This is a genomic window from Pyxidicoccus sp. M15, assembly GCF_056858435.1.
This window is the reverse complement of record NZ_CM166495.1, coordinates 3,029,002-3,049,630: the sequence shown is the minus strand read 5'-3', so window position 1 is coordinate 3,049,630 and position 20,629 is coordinate 3,029,002. Positions and strand designations below refer to the sequence as shown.

Below are 20,629 nucleotides of genomic sequence, written 5' to 3'. Positions count from 1 at the left end.
TGCGCTCGGCCCCCGGGCCCCTCTGGGTTGTGCTCGCCGTGGCCCGCCCGCAGCTTCGACGAAGGCGCTCTTCATCCGCGCGGCGCGGGCGTGGCCCCTGGCGCTTGCGGAGATACCGGCGCGCGGAGCGCGGAGTGGAGGTGTGCGCATGGCGGGAGCCCGGGCACTCACGCGCGGGGGCGAGGGCCTCGGTGCGCGCCGGCGCTCGCGGCCGCACGACGTCCACCCCGTCGTCTGGCGGGTCCACCGCACGCTGTGGCTCGTGCCCGTGCTGGGCGCGGTGCTGGGGGCCGTCCTGGGCGTGCTGATGGTGCTCCCACCGGAGCCCCTGACCCCGATGCTTCGCGGCATCGCGTGGCGGGCCTCGGTACAGGAAGCGCGGGGGATGCTCTCCACCGTGCTGGGCGTCGCCATCTCCTCGCTGAGCATCGTGCTGTCGCTGTCCATGCTCGTGGTGCAGAACGTCGCCGGGCAGTACTCGCCGCGCCTGTTGCGGATGTACGTGCACAGCTCGGTCATCCGCGTGGTCATCCCCATGTTCGTCACCACGAGCGTCTTCTGTCTGGTGGCCGCACAGGCGCTCGGGTTCGTTCCCGGGGAGGAGCGGCTGCCGCGTCCGGCGATGAGCCTGGCCATGCTCCTGCTGGTCCTCTGCGAGGCGGCGCTCGTCTTCCAGGTGCTGCAGACGCTTCAGTTGATGCGCGTGGAGAACCTCGTGCGGCGGGTGGGGCACCACACGCTGCGTGTCGCACGGAGGCTGGAGGTGCGCCGCCACAAGGATTGCGCGGGCGCTCCGGCCCCGCCGCCCGCGTCGAGCACGTCGTGGCCGCTCCGGGCCCGGGCGAATGGCTTCGTCGCGGATGTGGACGGGGCCAGGCTCCTGGACGTGGCCGGGACGCACGGGCTCGTGGTCCACGTGGACGTCGCCATCGGAGAGCCGGTGACGCGAGGCGCGGTGGTGGGCCGCGTGGAGCCCGGCACCCTCGGCCCGGCGGAGTCGCGCGAGGTGGAGGAGGCCCTCCTGCCCGCGCTGCTGCTGGACCGCTGGAGGGATTTGGACTCGGACGTGGCGCTGGGCGTGCGGCAGCTCGTGGACGTGGCCATCAAGGCGCTCTCGCCGGGCATCAACGACCCGTACACGGCCGTGGAGGTGGTGGACCAGCTCACCTTCCTGCTGTGCGCCATGAGCCGGCAGCACCTGGGCCCCCGCGTGCTGCCGGATGCGTCGGGCCAGCCCCGCGTCTTTCTTCACGCCGCCACGCTGCGCGACTACCTGTCGCTCGCCACGGACCAGATTCTCCGCTACGGCGCGGGCGAGCCCGCCGTGGTGCTCCGGCTGCTGCGGTTGGTGGGGGAGGTCGGGCAGCGCGCGAGAGACCCGGAGGACCGGCACGCCGCCCGGGAGACCCTGCGCCAGATACAAGCGGCGGCGGAGCGCACCCTGACGGACGCCCCCTCGCGGGAGCAGCTCCGTGGCCACGTGGAAGAGGCGGAGCGCGCGCTGGATGGCGAGCCGCTGCCGGCCCTCCCCGCCACCGGCTTCTGACCCACTCCACGCCGCGGCCTCAGTGCGGAGGGTGCTCCGACTCGCCCTCCTCTTCCTCCTCCCGGAGCGCTCCACGCCGGGAGCGCGGCCCCTGCTGCCAGGGCCAGCGCCCCTCCAGTTCCACCTCCAGCGTGACGCTGAGGAAGGTCCGGATGAGGACGATGAGCCCCAGCACCTGCACCTGGCGCAGCGTGGGAGCCTCGGTGACGGTGCGGATGATGTCCGCCGCCACGAGCAGCTCGAGCCCCAGGAGGATGGCGGAGCCGACGAAGTGCCTCAGCGCGCGGTACCGCTCACGGCCCGGACGGCCCCTGTCACGCACGAGGCAGACGGCCACGGCGACCACCACGCCCAGCACCATCACCGCCACGCCCAGGGCCTCGAAGAGCCCGGCGGCCAGGGCCACGAAGTAGGTCAAGTCCATCGAGCACTCCTCGGCTCGCGGCGGGCGGCCTCCGGCCAGGGGACGGCCCGATGACGTTGAGGACGGCGCATCCCGCGCGCCAGCCCTCGCGGCGGTCGCCATGCACGCGCCCGCGGGCCCGCCTCCGCCTCCCTCCCGTCGGGGGGCGCCCGGGAGTGGACCGCCCGCTTCCGCTACCCTGCTGGACGAGGAAGCCCTGGGCGCGCGCCCGGGCGCCCGCTCACTCCGGCCGCTTGCGCCGGCGCGACATGATGCGGCTCAGGGCCACCTCGGTGATGCCGAGGTAGGCCGCGACGTCGCGCTGGGGAACGCGCCCGTGCAGGTGCGGATGCTCCTCCCAGAACTTCACCAGGCGCTCCTCCGCGGACAGGTCGAGGAACTCCTGCTCGCGGCGCTCCTTGAGGATGAAGTGGTGCTCCGCCACCCGGCGCGCCAGCCGCTCCCAGCACACATGGCCCTGCTCCAGCGCCTGGAAGTCGCGGGTCTGGAACACCAGCACGCGGCTGGGCTCGAGCGCCTCAATCGACGTCATCGACGGCAGGCCCCGCAGCATCTCCGCGTAGGCGCCAATCAGCTCGCCCTCGGCACGGAACGCCTTGATGGACTCGCCTCCGCGTGCCGACACGCGCACGGCCCGGAAGACGCCCTGGAGCACCACCGCGAACCGGTCCGCCGCGTCTCCGGGCCGGAGGAACAGCTCCCGCTTCGCGAGCGCCTGCTCCTTCGCCACCGCCTCCGCCTTCTCCCACTCCTCGGGAGGCAGGGGGGCCAGCGTGGCGAGCCGCTCGAAGAGCTTCGGAAATCTCACGGGGGAAAGACCTCGGCTTGACCCAGGTTAAGGCGGCGACCGCGCCGGGCGCCATACACCTGGGGCATGTCCATCAACGTCTACGCCGTGGCCACCCCCTTCGTCATCGCCCTGGCCCTGGCGGAGTTCGCGTACTGCGGGGTGCGGCGCAACGGCTACTACAGCTTCCAGGACTCCATCGCGAGCATGGGCACGGCGGTGATGAACCAGTGCGTCAACGTGGCGGTGGCCCTGCTGGTGCTGCCTCTCTTCACGCAGCTGGGCCGGTTCGCGCCGTGGACGCTGGATGTCTCCTCGCCGCTGTCGGTGGTGGCCCTCTTCCTGGGCGTCGACTTCCTCTTCTACTGGTTCCACCGCTTCGGACACCGCACCAACATCGGCTGGGCGGCCCACTCGCCGCACCACTCCACCGAGGAGCTCAACTACGCCGTGGCCCTGCGCGCGAGCGTGACGCAGCGCCTCTTCTCGTTCCTCTTCTACTGGCCGCTGGTGCTGGTCGGCTTCCCGCCGGAGGCGGTGCTGGCGATGGTGGCCTTCCACCTCGTGCTGCAGTTCATCCCGCACACGCGCGTCATCCCCAAGCTGCCCCGGTGGGTGGAGTCGTGGCTGAACACGCCGTCGCACCACCGCGTGCACCACGCGCGCAACGACGCCTACATCGACAAGAACTACGCGGGCTTCCTCATCATCTGGGACCGGATGTTCGGCACCTACGCCGAGGAGACCGAGCCGTGCTCCTACGGCCTCACCACCCCGGCGAACACCTGGGACCCGACGGTCATCAACTTCCAGGCCTGGGCCCGGCTCGTCGGTGACGCCGTCGCCACGAAGAGCGCGTGGGACCGGCTGCGCATCTGGGTGATGCCCACCGGCTGGCGGCCCGCGGACCTTCCGCCGCGCTCGCTCGGGTACTGGAAGCAGGACGGCGTGGAGGTGAAGTTCAGCTCGTCGGAGCTGCCCGGCATCCGCGGCTACCTCGTCTTCCAGCTGTTCGCGTCGATGCCGTTCATGCTCCTGGTGAGCCACCATGCCTCGCCGCTGTCGGGCTGGCAGAAAGTCTCTCTGAGCCTGCTGCTCTGGGCGATGGCCACCGCCTGGAGCGGGATGCTGGAGTCGAAGCGCTGGAGCCTGCCGCTGGAGCTCGCGCGGGTGCTCGCCATGGGCGCGGCGGTGACGCTGTGGCTGGTGCGGGCCGGGGCACCCCAGGCGTGGAGCGCGCTCACCGCGGCGTGGCTGCTCGTCTCGCTCACGTGGCTGCTGGTGGCGCGCGGTGGCGCCACCCGGCGGGCGCCGGCGAATCCCTTCCCGGGCTGACCGGAGCTCCCGGTCAGGGAACGGCGCCTCCGCTCAGCGACAGTCGCCCGGAGGCGGGAATCAAGGCCGCGTCGCGGCCTGGCGCTTCGTCGCCCCTGGCGCCTGCTGCGTGCGCACGCGCGCCAGGGTCCGCTCGAAGAGCGGGCGGTCCCCCGGGGCGCGCTCGGCCTCCGCGGTCCACGCCGCCTCCACCTTCGCCAGCGGAGCTCCCTCCAGCAGTGCGAGCATGCCCGCGTCAGCGGTCAGCGCGGCAGGGTCGCCCACCGCCGCGCGGCAGTCCTCGAGCGCGCCCACCCGGTCGCCCAGGGCCTCGCGCACCCAGCAGCGCGTGCCGCGCGCGTACGTCAGCCCGGGTGCCAGGGCGACGGCGCGGTCGGCCGCGAGGAGCGCGTCCGCGGCACGGCCGGCGGCCAGCAGGTACCAGGCGCGGTTGTTGTGGGTGGGCGCCCAGTCGGGCGCGAGCACCACGGCCCGGTCGAGGTCCGCAATGGAGGAGTCGTACTCCTGGAGACCGTAGAGCAATTGGGCGCGGGTGATGAGCACGCCGACATCTCCCGGCGCGTCGCGCACGAGCCCGTCGAGGAGCGCCCGCGCACGCTGGGAGTCTCCCGCCCGGGCCGCCACCGCCGCCTGCCCCCGGCGCGCCTCGCGCTCATGGGCTCCCGAGGCCCCGCGGGCGGCCTCCGTGAACGCGGCGGCGGAAGGCTCCAGTCGCCCCTGCGCGAGCAGGGCCCAGCCTCGCTGGGTGAGTGCCTCGGAATTGCCCGGAGCCAGCAGCAGCGCGCGCTCCGCGGCTCCGAGCGCCTCCTCGGTGCGCTGCACTTGCAGGAGGACCCGGGCGAGGCCGATGTGGACCATGGGGTCCGCCTGTCCCGCCGGAGTCCTCGCTGCCGCCTCGCACTCCGGGAGGACCTCGGCCGGGAGCTCCTCGTAGCTGCGCAGGTAGCAGCGCCGGCTTCGCGCGATGGCCGCGTCACCGCCGGCCGACAGCATGGCCCCGTAGTCGGCAATCGCCTCGCGCGTCTGGCCAAGGGCCCCGTGGACATGGGCCCGCATCCAGTACGCATTCCCGAGGTCGACACCGACGGCCACCCCCTCGTTCGCGAACGCGAGCGCCTGGGCGAGCTGCCCCGCCTGGAGTGCGCTGTGGGCCGCGGCGCGCGCCCGCTGGGCGCGAACCCACGGGTCCGCCCGCACGCTCGCGGACACCCCCACGCCCACGAGCGCCATGAGCCCCGCCAGCACGCCGAGCGCCGCGAGCCGGGCGCCCACGACACGCGGCGGCGCCTCCGCTCCCCGCAGCACCCAGAGCCCGAACAGTCCTCCCACGACGAGCCCTCCGAAGTGGGCGGCGTTGCTGCCGGGGCTGATGGCGGCGAGGACGAGCCCGCCTCCCACGAGGTAGCTGGCGAGCCGCCAGAGCCGCTTGCGCCGCTCCTCGGCGGAGAGCGGGTCCGCCCGTCGCAGGAGGGCGGCGAGCTCCACGCCTGTGAGCCCGAAGAGCGCACCCGACGCGCCCGCGCCCGCTCCCTCCGGGGAGGCCGCCACCGCGACGAGCGCGCCGCCCACCGCGGCGATTCCATAGAGCGGAATGAAGGTCGCCGTCCCGAGCCGGCGCTCACACACAGGCCCCAGCTCCCACAGTGCCACCAGGTTCAGGGCCAGGTGCCAGACGGCCACGTGGACGAAGGCGCTGGTGAGCAGCCGCCACACCTCGCCGTCGACGAAGATGGCGGGCCCGTACGCGGCGCCCCAGCGCAGCAGGTCCTCCCCCGAGGCCGTGGCCGTTCGGGCGAACAGGCCCGCATGGGCCTGGAGCGCGAAGACCGCGAGGTTGGCGAGGGCGATGGCCCAGGACGCCGGGGTGAACCGGGATGCACGGGGCGGCGGAGCTCCCGGCGTGGACGGCACTGTTTCCGAGGTCTGCATGGGGGGCGCGGAGCTTCGAGCACCCGGACCGCCGCGCACAAGCCACCCGCCCTCCCCTTCACGGAGGCCCGGGGCCACCCCACCGCCGGGCGCGTCCTTCAGCGGAGGTTGGCGAGAATCATCAGGGCAAGGACCCAGTCGAGGCCCACCTCCACCGACGTGTACATGGCGCCCGCGACGGAAGTCCCCATGCCGACGCCCAGATGTCCAATCGGTCCGGCGAAGAGCTTCAGCCCCGCCTCCGCACCGACGTTGAACCGCGCGCCCCGGGAGCGCAGCTGGACGCCCGTGAGCACCCGCGCGTAGGGCGCCGCCCAGTCCGTCATGAAGTGCTGGTAGCCGGCGTACCCGTTCAGCTCCACGCCTGACGCGCGCGAGGTCGACGCCGTCATGTTGACACCCACGTTGAGACGCCGCGCGAGAAACGCCATGGGCTGCACGTTGATGTCCATCGCCACGCCACTGTCACCCGCCATCGCGAAGCGGTAGCCCAGGACGAGCTCCACCACGGACTTGTCGATGGAGAGCGCATCCTCGCGCAGGCGTGCCGCGCCCACCTCGTCCCCCCGCGCCGCGTGGAGGTCCGCCAGGGCCCGTGCACCCTCCTGCAGGTTGGCGTCGTAGGTCTTCCACAGCGGCGGCTCCGCGCCGTCCAGGTCGCCCTGCTCCATCCGCAGCCGGCCCTCGGTCAGACAGGCGTCCGTGTACTCCTGCTGGCAGGCCCGCCCGTAGGCCGCCGCCGCTTCCTCCCGCCGGCCCTCGTCGAGCAGCTGCCTCCCCCAGGTCAGGCACGCGCCCGCGTCCCCCGCGTCGCAGCGGGACGCGAAGTCGACGGGCACCTCCACGCCCGAAGCGGCGGTGGTGGCACACGCCGACAGCCCGCAGGGCACCAGCGCCAACCACCAGCGCACGGCCCGGAGCGAGGCGCGACGAGTCACAGGCGTATCCATGCGGGCCATTAAATCACGGAGCTGTGACATGGCCGGCACGGCATGTGGAACGCTCCGGGCGATACGGGAAAAACTGGTGTATTGAGACAACTCCCCCGAAGTCTCCCAACCAGGAGTCCCTGATGCGTCGTCTTGGCTCAGCCCTTCTCGCCGCGAGCATGTTCGCCGGCTGCGGCGGTGTTGAATCCGCCCCCGCCTCCGAGCCCTCTGAGTCCTCGTCCCTCGAGCGCCAGCAGGCGCCGCTCACCACCACGGACGTGGATGTCGCCCCGGAGTGCCAGGGCATCCTCGGCTTCGTGAATGGCGCGTCCTACCAGACGCTGGACGCGTACCTGCCGAGCGACGTCGCCAGCAACCTCGTCGCCCGGCGCACGCTGGCGCCCTTCACCTCGCTGGCGGACGTCACCTCGGTCAGCGGCGTCGGTCCGGCCCGCCTCGAGCAGATTGAGGGCGGCGCCCGCGCCCAGAGCTACATCGGCCCCAGCTGTGTCGGCATCATGGACACGCTCGCTGTCTCCGCCGACGACGATGCCGCCATCGTGTCCCTGGTGAACACCATCAGCGACTCGGAGCTGCACGACGTGCTGCCGGATGCGTGGAACGGCGCCGCCAACCTGCTCAACCTGCGCCCCTTCACCTCGACCCAGGCCATCTCGGACGTGTACGGCATTGGCGACGTGAGCCTGCGCAACATCCGGAACGCGGCCACGCTGAGCCGGCCCCTGGAGGCGCTCATCAACACGGTGAACGCGCTGCCGCAGTGGGACTACGGCGCGAGGCTGGCCCGCCACTTCGACTGGTGGGAGACGGTCATCCCCCAGCACCGCTACGGCTATCAGCTGGAGTGCTTCGGGCTCGAGCCGACCAGCACCCCGTACGCGGCCACCGTCCGGCCGTACCTGGCCAACGCCGCCGAGGTGCGCGCCGAGGTCGTGAGCACGGTGAACCTCGCCAACCGCAACAACCAGATTCCCAGCAGCGTCGTCGACGCCGGCCTGGCGAACCTCGACGCGCTGAGCGCGGGGCGCACCTTCAAGGGCTGCTACCTCAGCTACGCGGATGACCCGTGGAGCGGCCACAACATCGCCATCTTCGTCGACACGGTGAATGGCTTCAGCGTGATGACGCACACCTACTGGAGCGAGTGAGCCCGTAGGCCTCGAGGCGCCTGTCCTCCAAAGACAGGCGCCTTTTCACAAGCAGTTGTCGCGCACACGGAAACACCCTGGACGTGGATGAGTAGAGTCCGCCTGCCCGCTGCTTGCCCGGCGGAGAGCGCGCGTTCATCCCGTCCACCATCCTCCTCCACGAGCAGCCGGCCCACCGTCCACGCTGGGCGTTGGCCAGTGCCTCGCTCGCGCCCGAAGCGCGCGGCCAGGCCTCGATGAGGGGGAAAGACATGAAGGGAAGCAACAGGCGTACTCCACGCCTGGGAGCGCTCGTCGCGCTCCTGGGGATGGTGGGCTCCGTGCCCGCGTTCGCGGCCGGCCCGTCCGGCAATGCCTCTGAACCACCCACGGCGCGGCAGCCACCCGCGGGCGCACCGGGCGCGGCCTTCCGCGCGCGGGAGCTGCACCGTCCGCCCGCGCTGGTGGGCAGCGGCGCGCTGGCGAGGCAGAACACGCGGGCCTTCATCGACTGGGCCGGCATGTCCGTCGCGGACGAGCGTGAGACGGCGCGCCGGGAAATCGCCGCGGCCGCGAGCAACCCGGACATCGTCCGCGCCGTCATCGACGAGGCGCGCACCGCGAAGGAGTCGGACCACAGCCGCGCGCTCGTCTCGCTCGCCATCCTGGGCGAGATGCGCAGCGCGGAGGGCGAGAAGTTCCTCAGAGAGCTCATCCAGCAGCCGCTGCCCACCACGGGCACCGTCGTCGAGGGGGACCTCCTCGAGGCGACGGCCCTGGCGCAGCTCCAGGCCAAGGCCGTGGCCGGGCTGGCGTACCGGCGCACGCGTGACGCGGATGCGGAGGTGATGCGCGTGGCGGGCCGGCACCCGTCGAAAATCGTCCGGGCCGAGGCCATCAGCGCCTACCTGTGGAACCACGGCGACACGGACGAGGCCCGCCGCGCGCTGGCGCCGCACGTGCGCAAGGACGAACAGCTCCTCCTCGAGCGCGTGCGCCGGGTCAGCGGCGAGAGCGCGGAGTCCTTCAACCGCAAGCTGGCCGCGTACCTGGAGGCCCACCCCGAGCTCCTTCCGCCCGCCCCCGAGAAGCTCCCCCGGCCCCGCCCGGCGGAGCAGAACCCGAACCGGTTCAACGAGCCGCCTCCCGCCCACTAGGCCCCTCGGTCTCCCAGGGACGACGAAAGGATTACCGTCATGAACTTCAAGCAAGGCATTGCCCTCGTATCCACCCTCTGCACGCTGGGCGCGGCCCCCGAGGCGCTGGCCGTGTGTGACCAGTCCGGCGCCAGCCAGGCGGACCGGGACCTCTGGAACATGCATGGCTGCTGGCAGGACTTCTACATCTGGCAGTACCAGGCCTACGACTTGCGCTCCGGAGACTGGAGCAACCGCGGCTGGAACGACGCCTGCAACGTGGCGCTCGAGTTCCCCAAGCACTGGAACGCCGCGTACCTGGTGACGTACGGGCTGGCGGACAACGGCTCCCAGTCCTTCCACGGCACCGTGGACTACCGGGCGACGGCGGAGGCGGCCAGCAGCAACTTCCACGACAGCCTGTACCACGGCGTCACCGACGACAGCGGCATCTTCGGCCGCTTCACCCCGCGCTTCTGGCCGTGGGACACGGACCGCGTGGACACGGCCTGCCCGCTCTACAACCGCACCCACCCCAACGCGAACCCCGGCTCGCGCGGCGGTGACTTCATGCACGAGGGCTGGCACGCGTACTTCGACAAGTACGGCATCAACAACGGCGACCAGGGCGGCCACCGTCCGGGGCCGCAGGGCGGCTGCACCATCAACGGCTGCGACTACTTCTACTTCCACGGCATCGGCGCCTATGCGTTCGGCGCGATGTGGGAGAACAACGGCACGGCCAGCCGCTTCCACTCGCCCAACCAGGTGCAGGTAGAGTTCCTGTGCGACGTGGCGGACCAGCCGCAGTGGTGGGTTCCCGCCACCGTGCGGCAGACGGCGGCGGCGGATGCGAACACGCGCGCCGTGACACGCTTCATCAACGGCCCGGGCTACACCTGCGGTAGCCCGCGTCCCTGGTAGCGGAGGGGTCCACCCATGGCGCACCTGAAACGCAATCGCTCCTTCTTTCAGGTGCGCCTCGTGCCGGCGTGCCTCTTCGGCCTGCTGGCCTGCTGCGCGGATGAGGGCCTCCCGGAGGATTCCGAGGGGCTCGGCGCGTGGGCCCCCGTCACGCTCACGGACAGCCCCGCCGCGGGGCTGCACCACACCCTGGTCGCCGGTGGAGACGACGTCTTCGTCTGGGGCGGGCTGGGCTTCTGTACCAGCCAGGGGCTGTGCGGCACCGGGGCGCGCTTCAGCACCACCGCCAATGCCTGGACTCCTCTGTCGGGCGTCCAGGCTCCCGCCGCGCGCTACCTGCACTCGGCGGTGTGGACGGGCCAGCGCATGCTCGTCTGGGGCGGCGTGGGCTGCGGCGCGAGCCTCCTCACGCCCTGTGGTGACGGCGCGGCCTACGCGCCCGCCACCGACACGTGGACTCCGCTGGCGTCCGCGGGCGCGCCCTCTGCCCGGGGCTGGCACGGCGCGGCGTGGACGGGCTCGCGGATGGTGGTGTGGGGTGGCGAGGAGCCCGCGGGCAACCGGGTCCTGGGCGATGGTGCCCTGTATTCGCCGGAGGCCAATGCCTGGGCCCCCATGGCCGCGGCGGGTGCGCCGTCGCCCCGCCGCTATCACTCGGTGGTGTGGAGCGGGCGCGAGCTGCTCGTGTGGGGTGGCAGCGGCGATGCCAGACAGGACGTGGCGCTGGGAGATGGCGCGGCCTGGTCGCCGGACTCGGACACGTGGCGCCCGCTCGGGAAGACGGGCGCGCCCGCGGCGCGGTGGGCGCATACGGCGGTGTGGACGGGCCGCGAGCTCATCGTCTGGGGCGGGCTGGGCTGCTCGCGCGACGCAGCGGGAGAGCCGAGGCTGTGTGGCGACGGCGCCCGCTATGACCCCGAGACGGATTCATGGGCCCCGCTGCCGAAGGAGGATGCGCCGACTCCACGCGCCGGGCACTCGGCCGTCTGGACGGGCGAGGCGCTGCTCATCTGGGGCGGCGCGGCGGAGCAGTGCGCGGATGACTCGTCCGGCGCCTGTCAGGATGGCGCGGCCTACAATCCCGCCACCGACACCTGGACGCCGCTGAGCCGCCGGAGCGCCCCCGCGGCCCGCTCGAGTCACACCGCCGCCTGGCTGGGGTCGCGGATGTTCATCTGGGGAGGCGTCGGCCGTGGAAGCGAGTCCACCCTGCTGGATGGCGCCCTGTTCTCTCCCAGCCCCTGAGCGGGCGCACGGGCCCCCCTGCGCCAGACACCACCGGCCGGGACGACACACGCGCCCGGCCGGGCCCACGCTCCGGCACCTACGGCAGCACCGTCACCGAGTCACCGCTCAGGCGGACCTTGAGCATCACCTGGTTGGGGAGGACGTCCTCCTCCTCGATGACATCCTGCTCGTCCACGCCCACCTGGAGCGAGTACTCGCCATCCGCCATGTCGGTGATGTCCAGCCACTGGCACGGCGTCGCCGCGGTGTAGACATCCGACCAGCCCGGGGAGATTCCCGTCCGCGGGTAGTAGTCAGCGTAGGGCGGTGCGTCGGTGCAGTAGCGCACGCTGTCAGCGAGATAGAAGCCCTGCTTGCGGCCCACCGCGGTGGCGTCCCCCCGCGCGTCGCGCAGCGTGTAGCCAGCGAAGCCGACGAGGTGGTCATGCAGGTGGCACTCGTCATAGACGAACAGCTCCGGGCGCTCCTCCGGCGACGGGACGGTGGCCGGCGCCGTGCCCCGGTTGACGATGGACGTGCTGAAGCGCAGCAGGCGCCGCTCGCCGCCGGCGGGCACGCACCCCTCGAGCACCTCGCAGGCATCCGCCGCGAAGGTGCGCCGCTCCACGAACAGCGTCCGCGCGAGCGCGTCCGCGTCCACCGTGAGGTCCGCCTTCCCGTTCACCGGGTCCACCGCCAGGCCGCACGCCTTCGCCTCGGGCAGGTGGGGCGGGGCCTCCGGTGAGGCCGGCACGCGGCCACCGCCGAGAACCCACACCCGCCCCGTTGCACCCGCCATCGCCGAAGGGAGGCCCCCCGCCACCAGGTCGTTGTACCCATCTCCATCCAGGTCCGCCGCAGCCGCGGGCGACAGTCCGTAGAAGGTGGCGAAGCTGGCCGGCAGGTGGCGGTCCTCCCGGGGCCAGGCCCACACCGGCTTCAGGGGGCCGGAGACGTCCTCCGACGGAGCGAAGAGGTAGAAGCGCCCGTCGGCCCCCATCACGAAGTCGCGGGACTGGCCATCCCCGTTCATGTCCCCCGCCGCGAGGATGGGGTAGCCAATGCCGATGAAGGCGGGGTCGTCCACCAACTGCCACACCGGCGTGGACGCGAAGCCCCCTTCCGGACGGGACAGGTGCAGCTGGAACGCGCCGTCCAGGCCGCTCAGGAACAGGTCCGGACGGCCATCGCCGCTCAGGTCCGGAAGGGCATACAGGCCCTCGGCCTGGAGGGAGCCCACCGGCTCCACGGTGAGCGGGCCTTCACAGACGAGCGCGCTGCCCGGCTTGCAGCCGAGATAGAGGAGGAAGGAGCCCTCCCCATCCGATACCAGCAGGTCCTCGGCGCCATCCAGGTTGGTGTCGCCCACCAGGCGGCTGGAGGCGCCCGGGAGCGTCCGCACGATGGAGAATGCTCCCTCTGGAGAGCGGCGGTAGACCCAGAGCTGCCCCGTGCTGAGGTCCGCGCCCACGAGCTCATGCAGCCCGTCACCATCCAGGTCCACGAACCTCGAGGGCTGGAACAGGCCATTGCCCGGCACCCGGAAGATGGGCGCGGAGAAGACCCGCGTCAGGTCCTCCTGCCCCGCGTAGATGGAGATGCCATACCTGCCGTTGACGAGCACATCCGCGAAGGCGTCTCCGTTGATGTTGCCCAGACTCACGGAGAGGTTGCTGCCGTTGGTGCGCGGATGGGTGTTCTGCCACGACACCTCCGTGGTGATGGGCTGCTTGGAGAAGTAGACGTCCTCTCCCGCGAACAACGAGATGCGGCCCGGGTCCTGCGCGGTGGGCTGACACGGCGGCGCGGTGACGATGAGGTCCTTGCGGCCATCGCCGTTGAGGTCGCCCAGCGCCACGGACCTCCCGAAGCACCCACCGGCATGCGCGGGGTCTCCGTTCACCGCCCACACGGGCGTGTCGGAGAGCGTGGGCTTCGGGTCTTCCTCCTCCGGAGGAGGAGGCTCCAGCTCACTCGAACAGGCCCAGAGTGACACCGGCAGGACCGCCATCATCCACGTTCGCAGCATTCCCATGTGTGTCCCCGGGGTGTGAGAGCTGTAACGGTAGCCCCCGGCGAATCCCCTCATGGGAAATGCCTGTCACCGCGAAACCATGGCTTCCAGGTGGCGCGTTGCGCTTGACCCGCTCAGTAGTGGATGCGCGCGCTCATGGCGCGGTGGTCCGAGTAGTTGAGGTCTCCCCGGTCGCTCCCGGTGAAGAGCATGTCGGCGTCATCCCCCTCGTTGAACGTCACCGTGTGCCCCTGCGACGAGGTCGCCGCCGCGCTGAAGAAGAGGAAGTCGATGCGGCCGCCCGAGCCAATCGTCCAGTTGTCGTCGAGGCAGCCGCGGTTCCCGGAGCAGACCTCGTAGATGGGGTCGTTCCAGTTGTATTCGAGGGTGCTCGCAATCTGGGAGTTCGCCTGGTTGTACCAGTCCTTGTAGGAGCTTCCGTTGTGGTCGCTCTCGTTGGAGTCGACACCCCAGACAAGCAGGTTGGCGCCGGTGACGCCGCGCATCTTCGCGTCCGTCAGCTGGATGTTCTTCTCCGCGCAGCCGGGGTCGGAGCCCGGGCCCTCTTGATTGGTGGGCCAGTGCGATGAGCCGAGGACGACCTTCTTGTTGGCGATGATGTCCGTGAAGGCCATGCGCAGGCCAATCGAGCGGGCCTGGGTGTTCATCACGCACGAGCCATTGGCGCCCTTGTAGACCTGCCACGTCGCCTTCGTCCCCGAGATGGGCTGCAGGCGTCCGGTGCGATAGATGATGGCGTTGGTCTGATGGGCCTTCGCCGGGCCGCAGGGGCTGTTCATGGCGTCCGGATTGGCCTCGGACACGATGGAGTCATACAGCCCGGGCAGGTTGTCCTCCATGAATTGGGCGAGCTCGGCGGCCTGGGCGGCGCCGCTCATCTGGTGGACGATGAGGACGTCCGGCGAGTACGCCTGGGTCTTCATGTAATAGATGAGGTCCTGCCAGTCCCCGGCGCAGGTGTCGCTCGCGGTCGGCAGGTTCTCGTAGTTCACGTTGTAGACCATCAGGAAGCCGGGGTTGGTGTTCACCGCGACTTCCTGGGAGGCCGTGCCCAGCGCATCGTGCTCGGCCGGAGCTTCCGCCTCGGCGCCTCCGCAGCCGAACAGGGCGAGGGAGACCACTACCGGAACGGCGACCTTGAGATTCATGGGGGCCTTCGCAACAGGACGAGCTGAGGAATTCAGCCTCGCCCTCCATGAGGGTCCGTCCCCGGCCGCCATCTCACGGATTCGTACCGGCCCGGTGGCCTGGGCGGAGGCCACCGGGAAATCCGCAATCCATCAAGGGCTGTAGAGATAGGCCCAGTTCAGCTGCGTCGCATGGGAGATGGTGTCGCGCCGCTGATAGGCATTGAAGGTCTGGTAGATGGTGGCGCTGCGGGAGGTCGCGGTGCAGGACTGCAAGGCGCCGGGATGGACGCCCGAATAGAGACTTCGGACGGCGTTCGCCCTCATGCGCCTGGGTGACAGCGACGGCTTGAATCACGAGTTCGCACCGCTGCACGAGCCGTGAAGAGCCCCGGCTCCTCCGCTCGGTGGACCCGGCGCTGGCTGGACGCCCTTCGCGGCATCTCCCACCGTGGCGGCGGGCGGGGATGCCTGCGACCGTCCAGCAGGCCCGGGCTCCGTGCTCCGCTCGCGGACAGGGGCTGGAACCCTCGCGCGCGAAGACCCTTTCACACGGCTCCGGCACTCCGCATGTTTCCTCTCGGGCGGGCCGCCCCATGGCTCCGGAGGGAGGTGGCCGTGACGAATGGGGACATGAGCGCCGAGCCACCGGATTGGGAGGGCCTCGCTTGCTCGCGGACCGCTCCCGCCTCCAGTGCCGCCCCGTACGAGCTGCTGCTCCAGGTGGGGGCGAGCCTCCATGCCACGCTGGTTGTGGACGGCCGCGGGCGGATTGTCTGGATGGACCCGGTCCTGGCCGGCGCCGCGGGCTGGCGGGGAGACGCGCCCGTCGGACACCGCATGGAAGAAGTGCTCGGCAGCCTGCCCTGGCTCGAGCAGGCGCTCGACGCGGCCCTCACCGGCAGGGAGGGGCTGTGTGAAGGCGGCGGGCCGGAGCAGCGCCTGAGCGCCATCGTGGTGCCCGTCTTCGGAGAGGACGGCACGCAGGTGGGAGTCTGCGCCCGCCTCCGGACCGTCGCGCATCCCAGGCCGGAGCCCGTGGAGGAGCAGCACCCCTGCCAGGCGGAAATCGCCGAGGAGCGCAAGGCGCGGGAGCACCTCGAGCAGAAGACGTCGCTGCTGCACGCCACGTTCGACTCCATCACCGACGGCGTCGTCGTGGTGGACCTGGCCCGGAACATCACCGCCTTCAACAAGCGGTTCCAGGAGATATGGGGCATCACGGACGCGATGATGACGGAGCCGAGCGCCGAGAAGGCAGTCGCGAGCGCGGCCCACCTGGTCAAGGACCCGGAGCAGTTCATCGCACTCATCCAGCGCAGGTTCATCCCCTCCCAAGAGGAGGACTCCGACATCGTCGAGCTGCGGGATGGCCGGGTGCTCGAGCGCAAGTCGATTCCGCAGCGCGTTGGAGACACCATCGTCGGCCGCATCTGGAGCTACCGGGACGTGACGGCCGAGCGCCACGCCCAGGCGGAGCAGGCGCGGCTGCTCGCCGCCGAGCACCGCGCACGCGAGCGGCTGGAAGAGTCGTTCGCCGTGCTCGACACCTTCCTCAACCATGCGCCCATCGGGCTGGGCTTCATCGGGCGGGATTTGCGCTACCTGCGCATCAACGACGCGCTGGCCGCGCTCCATGGCCGGCGCCGGGAGGAGGAAATCGGGAGGACCATCCGTGAGATGACCCCGCAGATGGCGCCCCTCATCGAGCCGCTCATGCGGAAGGTCCTGGAGACGGGCACGCCCACCATCGGCATCGACATGACGGGAGAGGTGCCCGCCACGCCGGGCGAGCCGCGACACTGGCAGGTCAGCTACTACCCCGTGCGGACGGAGAGCGGTGCCATCCTGGGCGTGGGAGCGGTGGTGGTCGAGGTGACGAAGGAGCGCCGCACCCAGACCGACCGCGAGCGCCTGCTGCGTGAGGCCCAGGAGGCCATCCGCGTCCGGGACGACTTCCTGTCCATCGCCGCCCACGAGCTGAAGACGCCGCTGACCCCGCTCAAGCTCCACCTGCAGATGATGAAGGGCCAGGCCGGCGCCGGCCGTCCCGTGGCCCCACACCACGTGGACAAGGCGCTCTCGCAGGTGGCCCGGCTGTCGGTGCTGGTCAATGACCTGCTGGACACCTCTCGCATCCAGGCCGGAAGGCTGGAGCTGTCGAGCGAGCCCATCCCCCTGCGGGAGTTCATCCGGGAGGTCCTCTCGGACTTCCGCGTCGTCAGCCCCCTGCACTCCCTCGAGTTCGAGGAGCCCGGGGAGCCCCTCGTCATCGAGGGAGACCGCGGCCGGCTCGAGCAGGTGCTGACCAACCTGGTGGAGAACGCCTTCAAGTACAGCCCCACCGGCGGCACGGTCCACGTCACGGCGCGGCGCGAGGGAGCGCATGCCCACGTCTCCGTGCGGGACGAGGGCATTGGAATCCCCGAGGACCAGCAGGGGCACCTCTTCGAGCGCTTCTTCCGCGCGCGCAACGCACCCATCTCCGGCTTCGGAGGGCTGGGCCTGGGGCTCTTCATCTGCCGCGACATCATCATGCGGCACGGCGGACGCATCTGGGTGGAGAGCGCGGTGGAGCGCGGCTCCACGTTCCATTTCTCCCTGCCCCTCGTGGAGTAGGCCGCGGCCCGCGGGCCGTTGTACCCGAGCGCCTGCGGCCGAGTGCGCTGCACGTGCACCTGCGGACTGTCCACGCTCGGGCATCGGACTGACACCGACGGCGAGGTGAGACGGAGGAGGCTCCATGCCTAGCCTCCACGACACGGACAGGGCCCGTGTCGAGGGGAAGGCACATGCGTCGTGCAGCTGATGTCGCCGCCGTTGCCCTCGGCCTGGCGGTGCTTCTGGCGGTGTCACCCGCCGCGCGGGCGGGCGGTGGAGCGTCGGACGCGAGCCGCCGCGTCCGGTGCGGCGACACCCTCACCCGCAACACCCGACTCACCCACGACCTCGAGTGTCCGGGCACGAACGGACCCGCGCTCCGTATCGCCCGCGCGGGCATCGTCCTCGACCTGGGAGGGCACACCGTGCGCCGCTCCGGCCCGGAGACGGGACTGTCGGAGGGCATCCGGGTCGAGGCCGACAGCACGGTGCGCAACGGCACCATCCAGGGCTTCACCTGGGGATACCTCGTCGACGCCGGGCGGGACGTGCACCTGTCCCGGCTCACCTTCAGCGACAACGGCAACGCCATCTACAACCGCAGCGGCAGCGCCACGACGCTCACCGTCACGGACTGCCGCCTGCTCCTCAACGGCACGGGGCTGGGAAGCGAGCAGGACGCGGGCAGCGGCACGTTCCGGGTGCGCTCGTCGCTCTTCAGCGGGAATCGGCTGGCCTTCGCCGCGAACTTCCATTCCGTCGAGGTGGACCGCTCGACCTTCCACGCCAACGCGCTCGTGTTCTGGTGCCCCTCCGGCAGCGTCACCTTCCGGTCGAGCCTGCTCTTCCGAAATGAAGTCGTGGGCTGGATTCCACTCGGGGAGTTCGGCTACGGCACCTGCGCCAGGGCGACCTTCGTCAGCACCGTCTTCTCCAGCAACGGCGCCTTCGGCCCCGCCGAGGCGCCGGCCTGGAAGCCGTTGGCGCTGGTGCTGCACGACTCGTGGCTCACCGACAACGCCAGGAGCCTGGAGGTCCGCGCACGGGCGCTCGACGTCCAGGGCAATGCCTGCCGGGGCGACGGCGGCCTCGCCTGCGCCTCCGCGGGCGGCCCGGACCTCGCCGTGGAGCTCGACACCTGGGACACTCCCACTGCGGCAACCCCCTGAAATCAGGCGGGAATCGCTCTCCATCTCACGTGCCAGGAAACAATTGACCCGTGGGTCCGATAACCACCATGTAGGCGTCTGCCCGAACTCCCCCGAGGGCCAACATGGGTTTCCGTATCCCCAGCTTCAACGACGTGAAGAAGACGGTGACCAGCACCGTGAGCGGTGCGAAGGACGCGGTCGTCGGCACGGCGAAGGACGTGAAGAACACGGTCGTCGACACTGCGAAGGACGTGAAGAACACCGTCGTCGACACCACGAAGGACACCTTCGAGGTCGTGAAGCACAACCCGGTGACGGACGCGCTGAAGAAGGCGGTCACCGACCCGAAGGACCTGGCCCGCGACACGTTCCAGACGGGCCTGCGGCTCGCGTACGACGGCGCCACGAAGCTCCTGCCGGACAACGCGGCGAATCAGCTGGTGAAGGCCGCCGAGGGCGGCGTGGACGCGCTGGCCAAGACGTCCGAGCTGCTCACCGGCAAGAACTCCTCGCTCACCGAGAGCCTGAAGACGCTGGGCAAGGTGGACCTCGAGGGCATCACCCGCACCACGGACCCGGTGACGGGCCAGAAGCTGCAGGGTGACTGGCCCAAGCTCTGGGGCACGTGGCTCCTCGAGGAGAAGCCGAAGGACCTGGGCACGTGGGACAAGACGGCGGACGGCACCGACCGCGTCACCGTCCGCGACAACGCGTACACGGAGGACCTGGCCGGCCGGCCGCACCAGCAGCAGGTGACGGAAGAGTTCTTCAAGATGTACCCGAACCCGAAGCCGGGCGACGTGTTCCCCCCCAAGGACGCCACCGCCGAGCAGAAGGACAAGGCCCTGTATCGCTTCACGGGCCCGGGCACCGCCGAGGCCAGCAAGGAGAAGTACACCTCGCTGGAGTGGTTCATCGGCTCGTACCGCACGGAGGTGAAGTGCACCGGCATCGACGAGAAGACCGGCAAGCCGAACCTCACGTACGAGGTGGTCAACAACTCGCACTTCGAGTCGGGCACCCGCGTGCCGGCGACCTTCCAGGACAAGGGCCTGCCTCCGTCCCTCGTCGGGGACCGCAAGCGTGAGACGGGCCTGGGTGTCGGCGGCGACTGGATTCAGCGCTACACCTGGACCAGCAACGGCGTGGACAACCCCAACAACTGAGCGCGTCCTGAAGTGCCGAGGAAGGCCCGGTGGTCGCGCATGGCGGCCCCGGGCCTTCGTCCTTGCCAGGACGGAGACTTGCCATGGAGCCAATCCCTGCTGCGCAGTCCTCGTCCGGCAATGCGAACGACCTGGTCCGGAAGATTCAGGAGACGGAGGGGACGGTGAACGCCATCCTCGCGAATCCCTGGAAGGTGCCGTGGCTCAAGAAGAAGGACCCGGAGCTCGTGAAGGCGTTCTCCAGGATTTCTTCGCGCCTCGTCGAGCTCCGGGTCTATCTGGAGCTCGGCGCCGCCGGGGTCAGGCCGGCACCGCCCGTCCACGCGGTCATCTCCGTCCTCCAGCGCATCACCGACAAGCTGGGCCGCGACGCGGCCTGGGATGCCGCCGAGGACTTGAAAATCGCCCTGCTCTACTTCGCGCCGGACGCGCACCTGTCCTCGCTGCTCGAAGGCGAAGCGGAGCTGGCGGCACTCCAGGCGCAGCGCGCGGAGGCCGAGAAGGCGTGCGAAGCGCCCTCCTCGGGATGGAGAGCGGAGGTCGTCGACCGGCTCGCCTCGCTCTACCAGCAGCGGATGGACGCCTGGCGACATGACCGCGCGAACGAACAGCTCCGCGCGAACTACTACTTCGCGGTGACGGCCGTGCTCGGCGTGGTGCTCGGCCTGGCGAGCGTGATGACCCTCTGGGAGGGAAAGCCCTTTTCCGGCTCCGTGAACACCCTCCTCCTGACGGCGATGGCGGCCGGAGCCCTGGGGTCGGTCCTCGGTGGCGTCTACACGCTGCGGGACGAAATCATGGGCATCCGGCAGCTTCGCGCCTTCTGGCCCGTGCTGACCGCGCAGCCGTTCGTTGGCGCGACCGCCGCGATGCTGCTCTTCACCGTGCTGACGAGCGGTCTCATCCAGGTGGCGAACCTCGACGTGAAATCCCTCACCTGGCAGCACCTCACCGTCTTCGGCTTCCTCGCGGGCTTCTCCGAGCCGTTCTTCCTCGGAGTCGTGAAGCGGGTCGCGGGGCTGGCGGACGAGAAGAAGGCGCCGCCCAAAGCCCCCCCTCCCCCGAAGGAGCCCCTCGCGACCGGGAGCCCCGTGGCCGGGCCCGGCCGGTAGGAGTCACCGCCTCCCCTGCACGGCGCGCTCGGTCGGCCTGCGGGGAGGAGGG

17 protein-coding genes are annotated in these 20,629 nt (G+C 70.9%); 10 read left to right on the top strand and 7 right to left on the bottom strand.

Going from position 1 to position 20,629, the window contains the following annotated elements; genetic code table 11:
• The first annotated feature begins 148 nt into the window (after positions 1-148).
• Positions 149-1,546, top strand: a complete 1,398-nt coding sequence (locus ACX9TP_RS12345) for a DUF2254 domain-containing protein (RefSeq protein ID WP_482979914.1) — start codon at positions 149-151, stop codon at positions 1,544-1,546.
• 19 nt (positions 1,547-1,565) lie between these two features.
• Here the strand turns inward: ACX9TP_RS12345 and ACX9TP_RS12340 are convergent, their stop codons facing one another.
• Together ACX9TP_RS12340 and ACX9TP_RS12335 are read right to left on the bottom strand one after the other, a co-directional pair.
• Positions 1,566-1,970, bottom strand: coding sequence for a DUF1622 domain-containing protein (locus ACX9TP_RS12340; RefSeq protein ID WP_482979913.1), 405 nt, complete (start codon positions 1,968-1,970; stop codon positions 1,566-1,568).
• 220 nt (positions 1,971-2,190) lie between these two features.
• Positions 2,191-2,778, bottom strand: a complete 588-nt coding sequence (locus ACX9TP_RS12335; RefSeq protein WP_482979912.1) for a Crp/Fnr family transcriptional regulator — start codon at positions 2,776-2,778, stop codon at positions 2,191-2,193.
• 66 nt (positions 2,779-2,844) lie between these two features.
• Here ACX9TP_RS12335 and ACX9TP_RS12330 point away from each other — a divergent pair, with 66 nt between their 5' ends.
• Positions 2,845-4,092, top strand: coding sequence for a sterol desaturase family protein (locus ACX9TP_RS12330; protein ID WP_482979911.1), 1,248 nt, complete (start codon positions 2,845-2,847; stop codon positions 4,090-4,092).
• Positions 4,093-4,152: 60 nt separating this feature from the next.
• On the opposite strand, the gene ACX9TP_RS12325 is transcribed toward ACX9TP_RS12330, so the two are convergent.
• Entirely contained in the window at positions 4,153-6,021 is a 1,869-nt protein-coding gene (locus ACX9TP_RS12325) for a rhomboid family intramembrane serine protease (protein WP_482979910.1), read from the bottom strand.
• Positions 6,022-6,119: 98 nt separating this feature from the next.
• Positions 6,120-6,959 carry a tetratricopeptide repeat protein gene (locus tag ACX9TP_RS12320; RefSeq protein ID WP_482979909.1) on the bottom strand — a complete coding sequence of 280 codons (840 nt, stop codon included), beginning with the start codon at positions 6,957-6,959 and terminating at the stop codon, positions 6,120-6,122.
• Between the two features lie 134 nt (positions 6,960-7,093).
• Here ACX9TP_RS12320 and ACX9TP_RS12315 point away from each other — a divergent pair, with 134 nt between their 5' ends.
• From ACX9TP_RS12315 to ACX9TP_RS12300, 4 genes are all read left to right on the top strand, one after another.
• The gene (locus tag ACX9TP_RS12315) at positions 7,094-8,119 is read left to right on the top strand and encodes a hypothetical protein (protein WP_482979908.1); all 1,026 of its coding nucleotides are present in this window, start codon (positions 7,094-7,096) and stop codon (positions 8,117-8,119) included.
• Positions 8,120-8,370: 251 nt separating this feature from the next.
• Positions 8,371-9,255, top strand: a complete 885-nt coding sequence (locus tag ACX9TP_RS12310) for a hypothetical protein (protein WP_482979907.1) — start codon at positions 8,371-8,373, stop codon at positions 9,253-9,255.
• Between the two features lie 39 nt (positions 9,256-9,294).
• Complete coding sequence (locus ACX9TP_RS12305; RefSeq protein ID WP_482979906.1) at positions 9,295-10,158, top strand: hypothetical protein; 864 nt, start codon at positions 9,295-9,297, stop codon at positions 10,156-10,158.
• A gap of 15 nt (positions 10,159-10,173) precedes the next feature.
• Complete coding sequence (locus ACX9TP_RS12300) at positions 10,174-11,403, top strand: Kelch repeat-containing protein (RefSeq protein ID WP_482979905.1); 1,230 nt, start codon at positions 10,174-10,176, stop codon at positions 11,401-11,403.
• Between the two features lie 79 nt (positions 11,404-11,482).
• On the opposite strand, the gene ACX9TP_RS12295 is transcribed toward ACX9TP_RS12300, so the two are convergent.
• From ACX9TP_RS12295 to ACX9TP_RS12285, 3 genes are all read right to left on the bottom strand, one after another.
• Positions 11,483-13,420 carry an FG-GAP-like repeat-containing protein gene (locus ACX9TP_RS12295; protein ID WP_482979904.1) on the bottom strand — a complete coding sequence of 646 codons (1,938 nt, stop codon included), beginning with the start codon at positions 13,418-13,420 and terminating at the stop codon, positions 11,483-11,485.
• A 113-nt stretch (positions 13,421-13,533) separates the two neighbouring features.
• Complete coding sequence (locus tag ACX9TP_RS12290; RefSeq protein WP_482979903.1) at positions 13,534-14,568, bottom strand: hypothetical protein; 1,035 nt, start codon at positions 14,566-14,568, stop codon at positions 13,534-13,536.
• Between the two features lie 132 nt (positions 14,569-14,700).
• A complete protein-coding gene (locus ACX9TP_RS12285) occupies positions 14,701-14,823 on the bottom strand; it encodes a hypothetical protein (protein ID WP_482979902.1) in 123 nt (40 codons plus the stop codon).
• A gap of 357 nt (positions 14,824-15,180) precedes the next feature.
• Here ACX9TP_RS12285 and ACX9TP_RS12280 point away from each other — a divergent pair, with 357 nt between their 5' ends.
• The 4 genes from ACX9TP_RS12280 (at position 15,181) to ACX9TP_RS12265 (ending at position 20,577) form a co-directional block, all read left to right on the top strand.
• A complete protein-coding gene (locus ACX9TP_RS12280; protein WP_482979901.1) occupies positions 15,181-17,166 on the top strand; it encodes a PAS domain-containing sensor histidine kinase in 1,986 nt (661 codons plus the stop codon).
• A 173-nt stretch (positions 17,167-17,339) separates the two neighbouring features.
• Positions 17,340-18,317 carry a right-handed parallel beta-helix repeat-containing protein gene (locus tag ACX9TP_RS12275; RefSeq protein WP_482979900.1) on the top strand — a complete coding sequence of 326 codons (978 nt, stop codon included), beginning with the start codon at positions 17,340-17,342 and terminating at the stop codon, positions 18,315-18,317.
• A gap of 104 nt (positions 18,318-18,421) precedes the next feature.
• Positions 18,422-19,465, top strand: coding sequence for a hypothetical protein (locus ACX9TP_RS12270; protein ID WP_482979899.1), 1,044 nt, complete (start codon positions 18,422-18,424; stop codon positions 19,463-19,465).
• A gap of 83 nt (positions 19,466-19,548) precedes the next feature.
• Positions 19,549-20,577, top strand: a complete 1,029-nt coding sequence (locus ACX9TP_RS12265; protein ID WP_482979898.1) for a hypothetical protein — start codon at positions 19,549-19,551, stop codon at positions 20,575-20,577.
• Positions 20,578-20,629 lie beyond the last annotated feature (52 nt).

Bases quoted from the DNA above. Each gene is read 5' to 3' on its own strand.
- ACX9TP_RS12290 (WP_482979903.1), bottom strand. From the start codon at position 14,568: ATGAATCTCAAGGTCGCCGTTCCGGTAGTGGTCTCCCTCGCCCTGTTC.
- ACX9TP_RS12300 (WP_482979905.1), top strand. From the start codon at position 10,174: ATGGCGCACCTGAAACGCAATCGCTCCTTCTTTCAGGTGCGCCTCGTG.
- ACX9TP_RS12275 (WP_482979900.1), top strand. From the start codon at position 17,340: ATGCGTCGTGCAGCTGATGTCGCCGCCGTTGCCCTCGGCCTGGCGGTG.
- ACX9TP_RS12265 (WP_482979898.1), top strand. From the start codon at position 19,549: ATGGAGCCAATCCCTGCTGCGCAGTCCTCGTCCGGCAATGCGAACGAC.
- ACX9TP_RS12280 (WP_482979901.1), top strand. From the start codon at position 15,181: ATGAGCGCCGAGCCACCGGATTGGGAGGGCCTCGCTTGCTCGCGGACC.
- ACX9TP_RS12325 (WP_482979910.1), bottom strand. From the start codon at position 6,021: ATGCAGACCTCGGAAACAGTGCCGTCCACGCCGGGAGCTCCGCCGCCC.
- ACX9TP_RS12310 (WP_482979907.1), top strand. From the start codon at position 8,371: ATGAAGGGAAGCAACAGGCGTACTCCACGCCTGGGAGCGCTCGTCGCG.
- ACX9TP_RS12270 (WP_482979899.1), top strand. From the start codon at position 18,422: ATGGGTTTCCGTATCCCCAGCTTCAACGACGTGAAGAAGACGGTGACC.
- ACX9TP_RS12295 (WP_482979904.1), bottom strand. From the start codon at position 13,420: ATGGGAATGCTGCGAACGTGGATGATGGCGGTCCTGCCGGTGTCACTC.
- ACX9TP_RS12330 (WP_482979911.1), top strand. From the start codon at position 2,845: ATGTCCATCAACGTCTACGCCGTGGCCACCCCCTTCGTCATCGCCCTG.
- ACX9TP_RS12345 (WP_482979914.1), top strand. From the start codon at position 149: ATGGCGGGAGCCCGGGCACTCACGCGCGGGGGCGAGGGCCTCGGTGCG.
- ACX9TP_RS12305 (WP_482979906.1), top strand. From the start codon at position 9,295: ATGAACTTCAAGCAAGGCATTGCCCTCGTATCCACCCTCTGCACGCTG.
- ACX9TP_RS12340 (WP_482979913.1), bottom strand. From the start codon at position 1,970: ATGGACTTGACCTACTTCGTGGCCCTGGCCGCCGGGCTCTTCGAGGCC.
- ACX9TP_RS12315 (WP_482979908.1), top strand. From the start codon at position 7,094: ATGCGTCGTCTTGGCTCAGCCCTTCTCGCCGCGAGCATGTTCGCCGGC.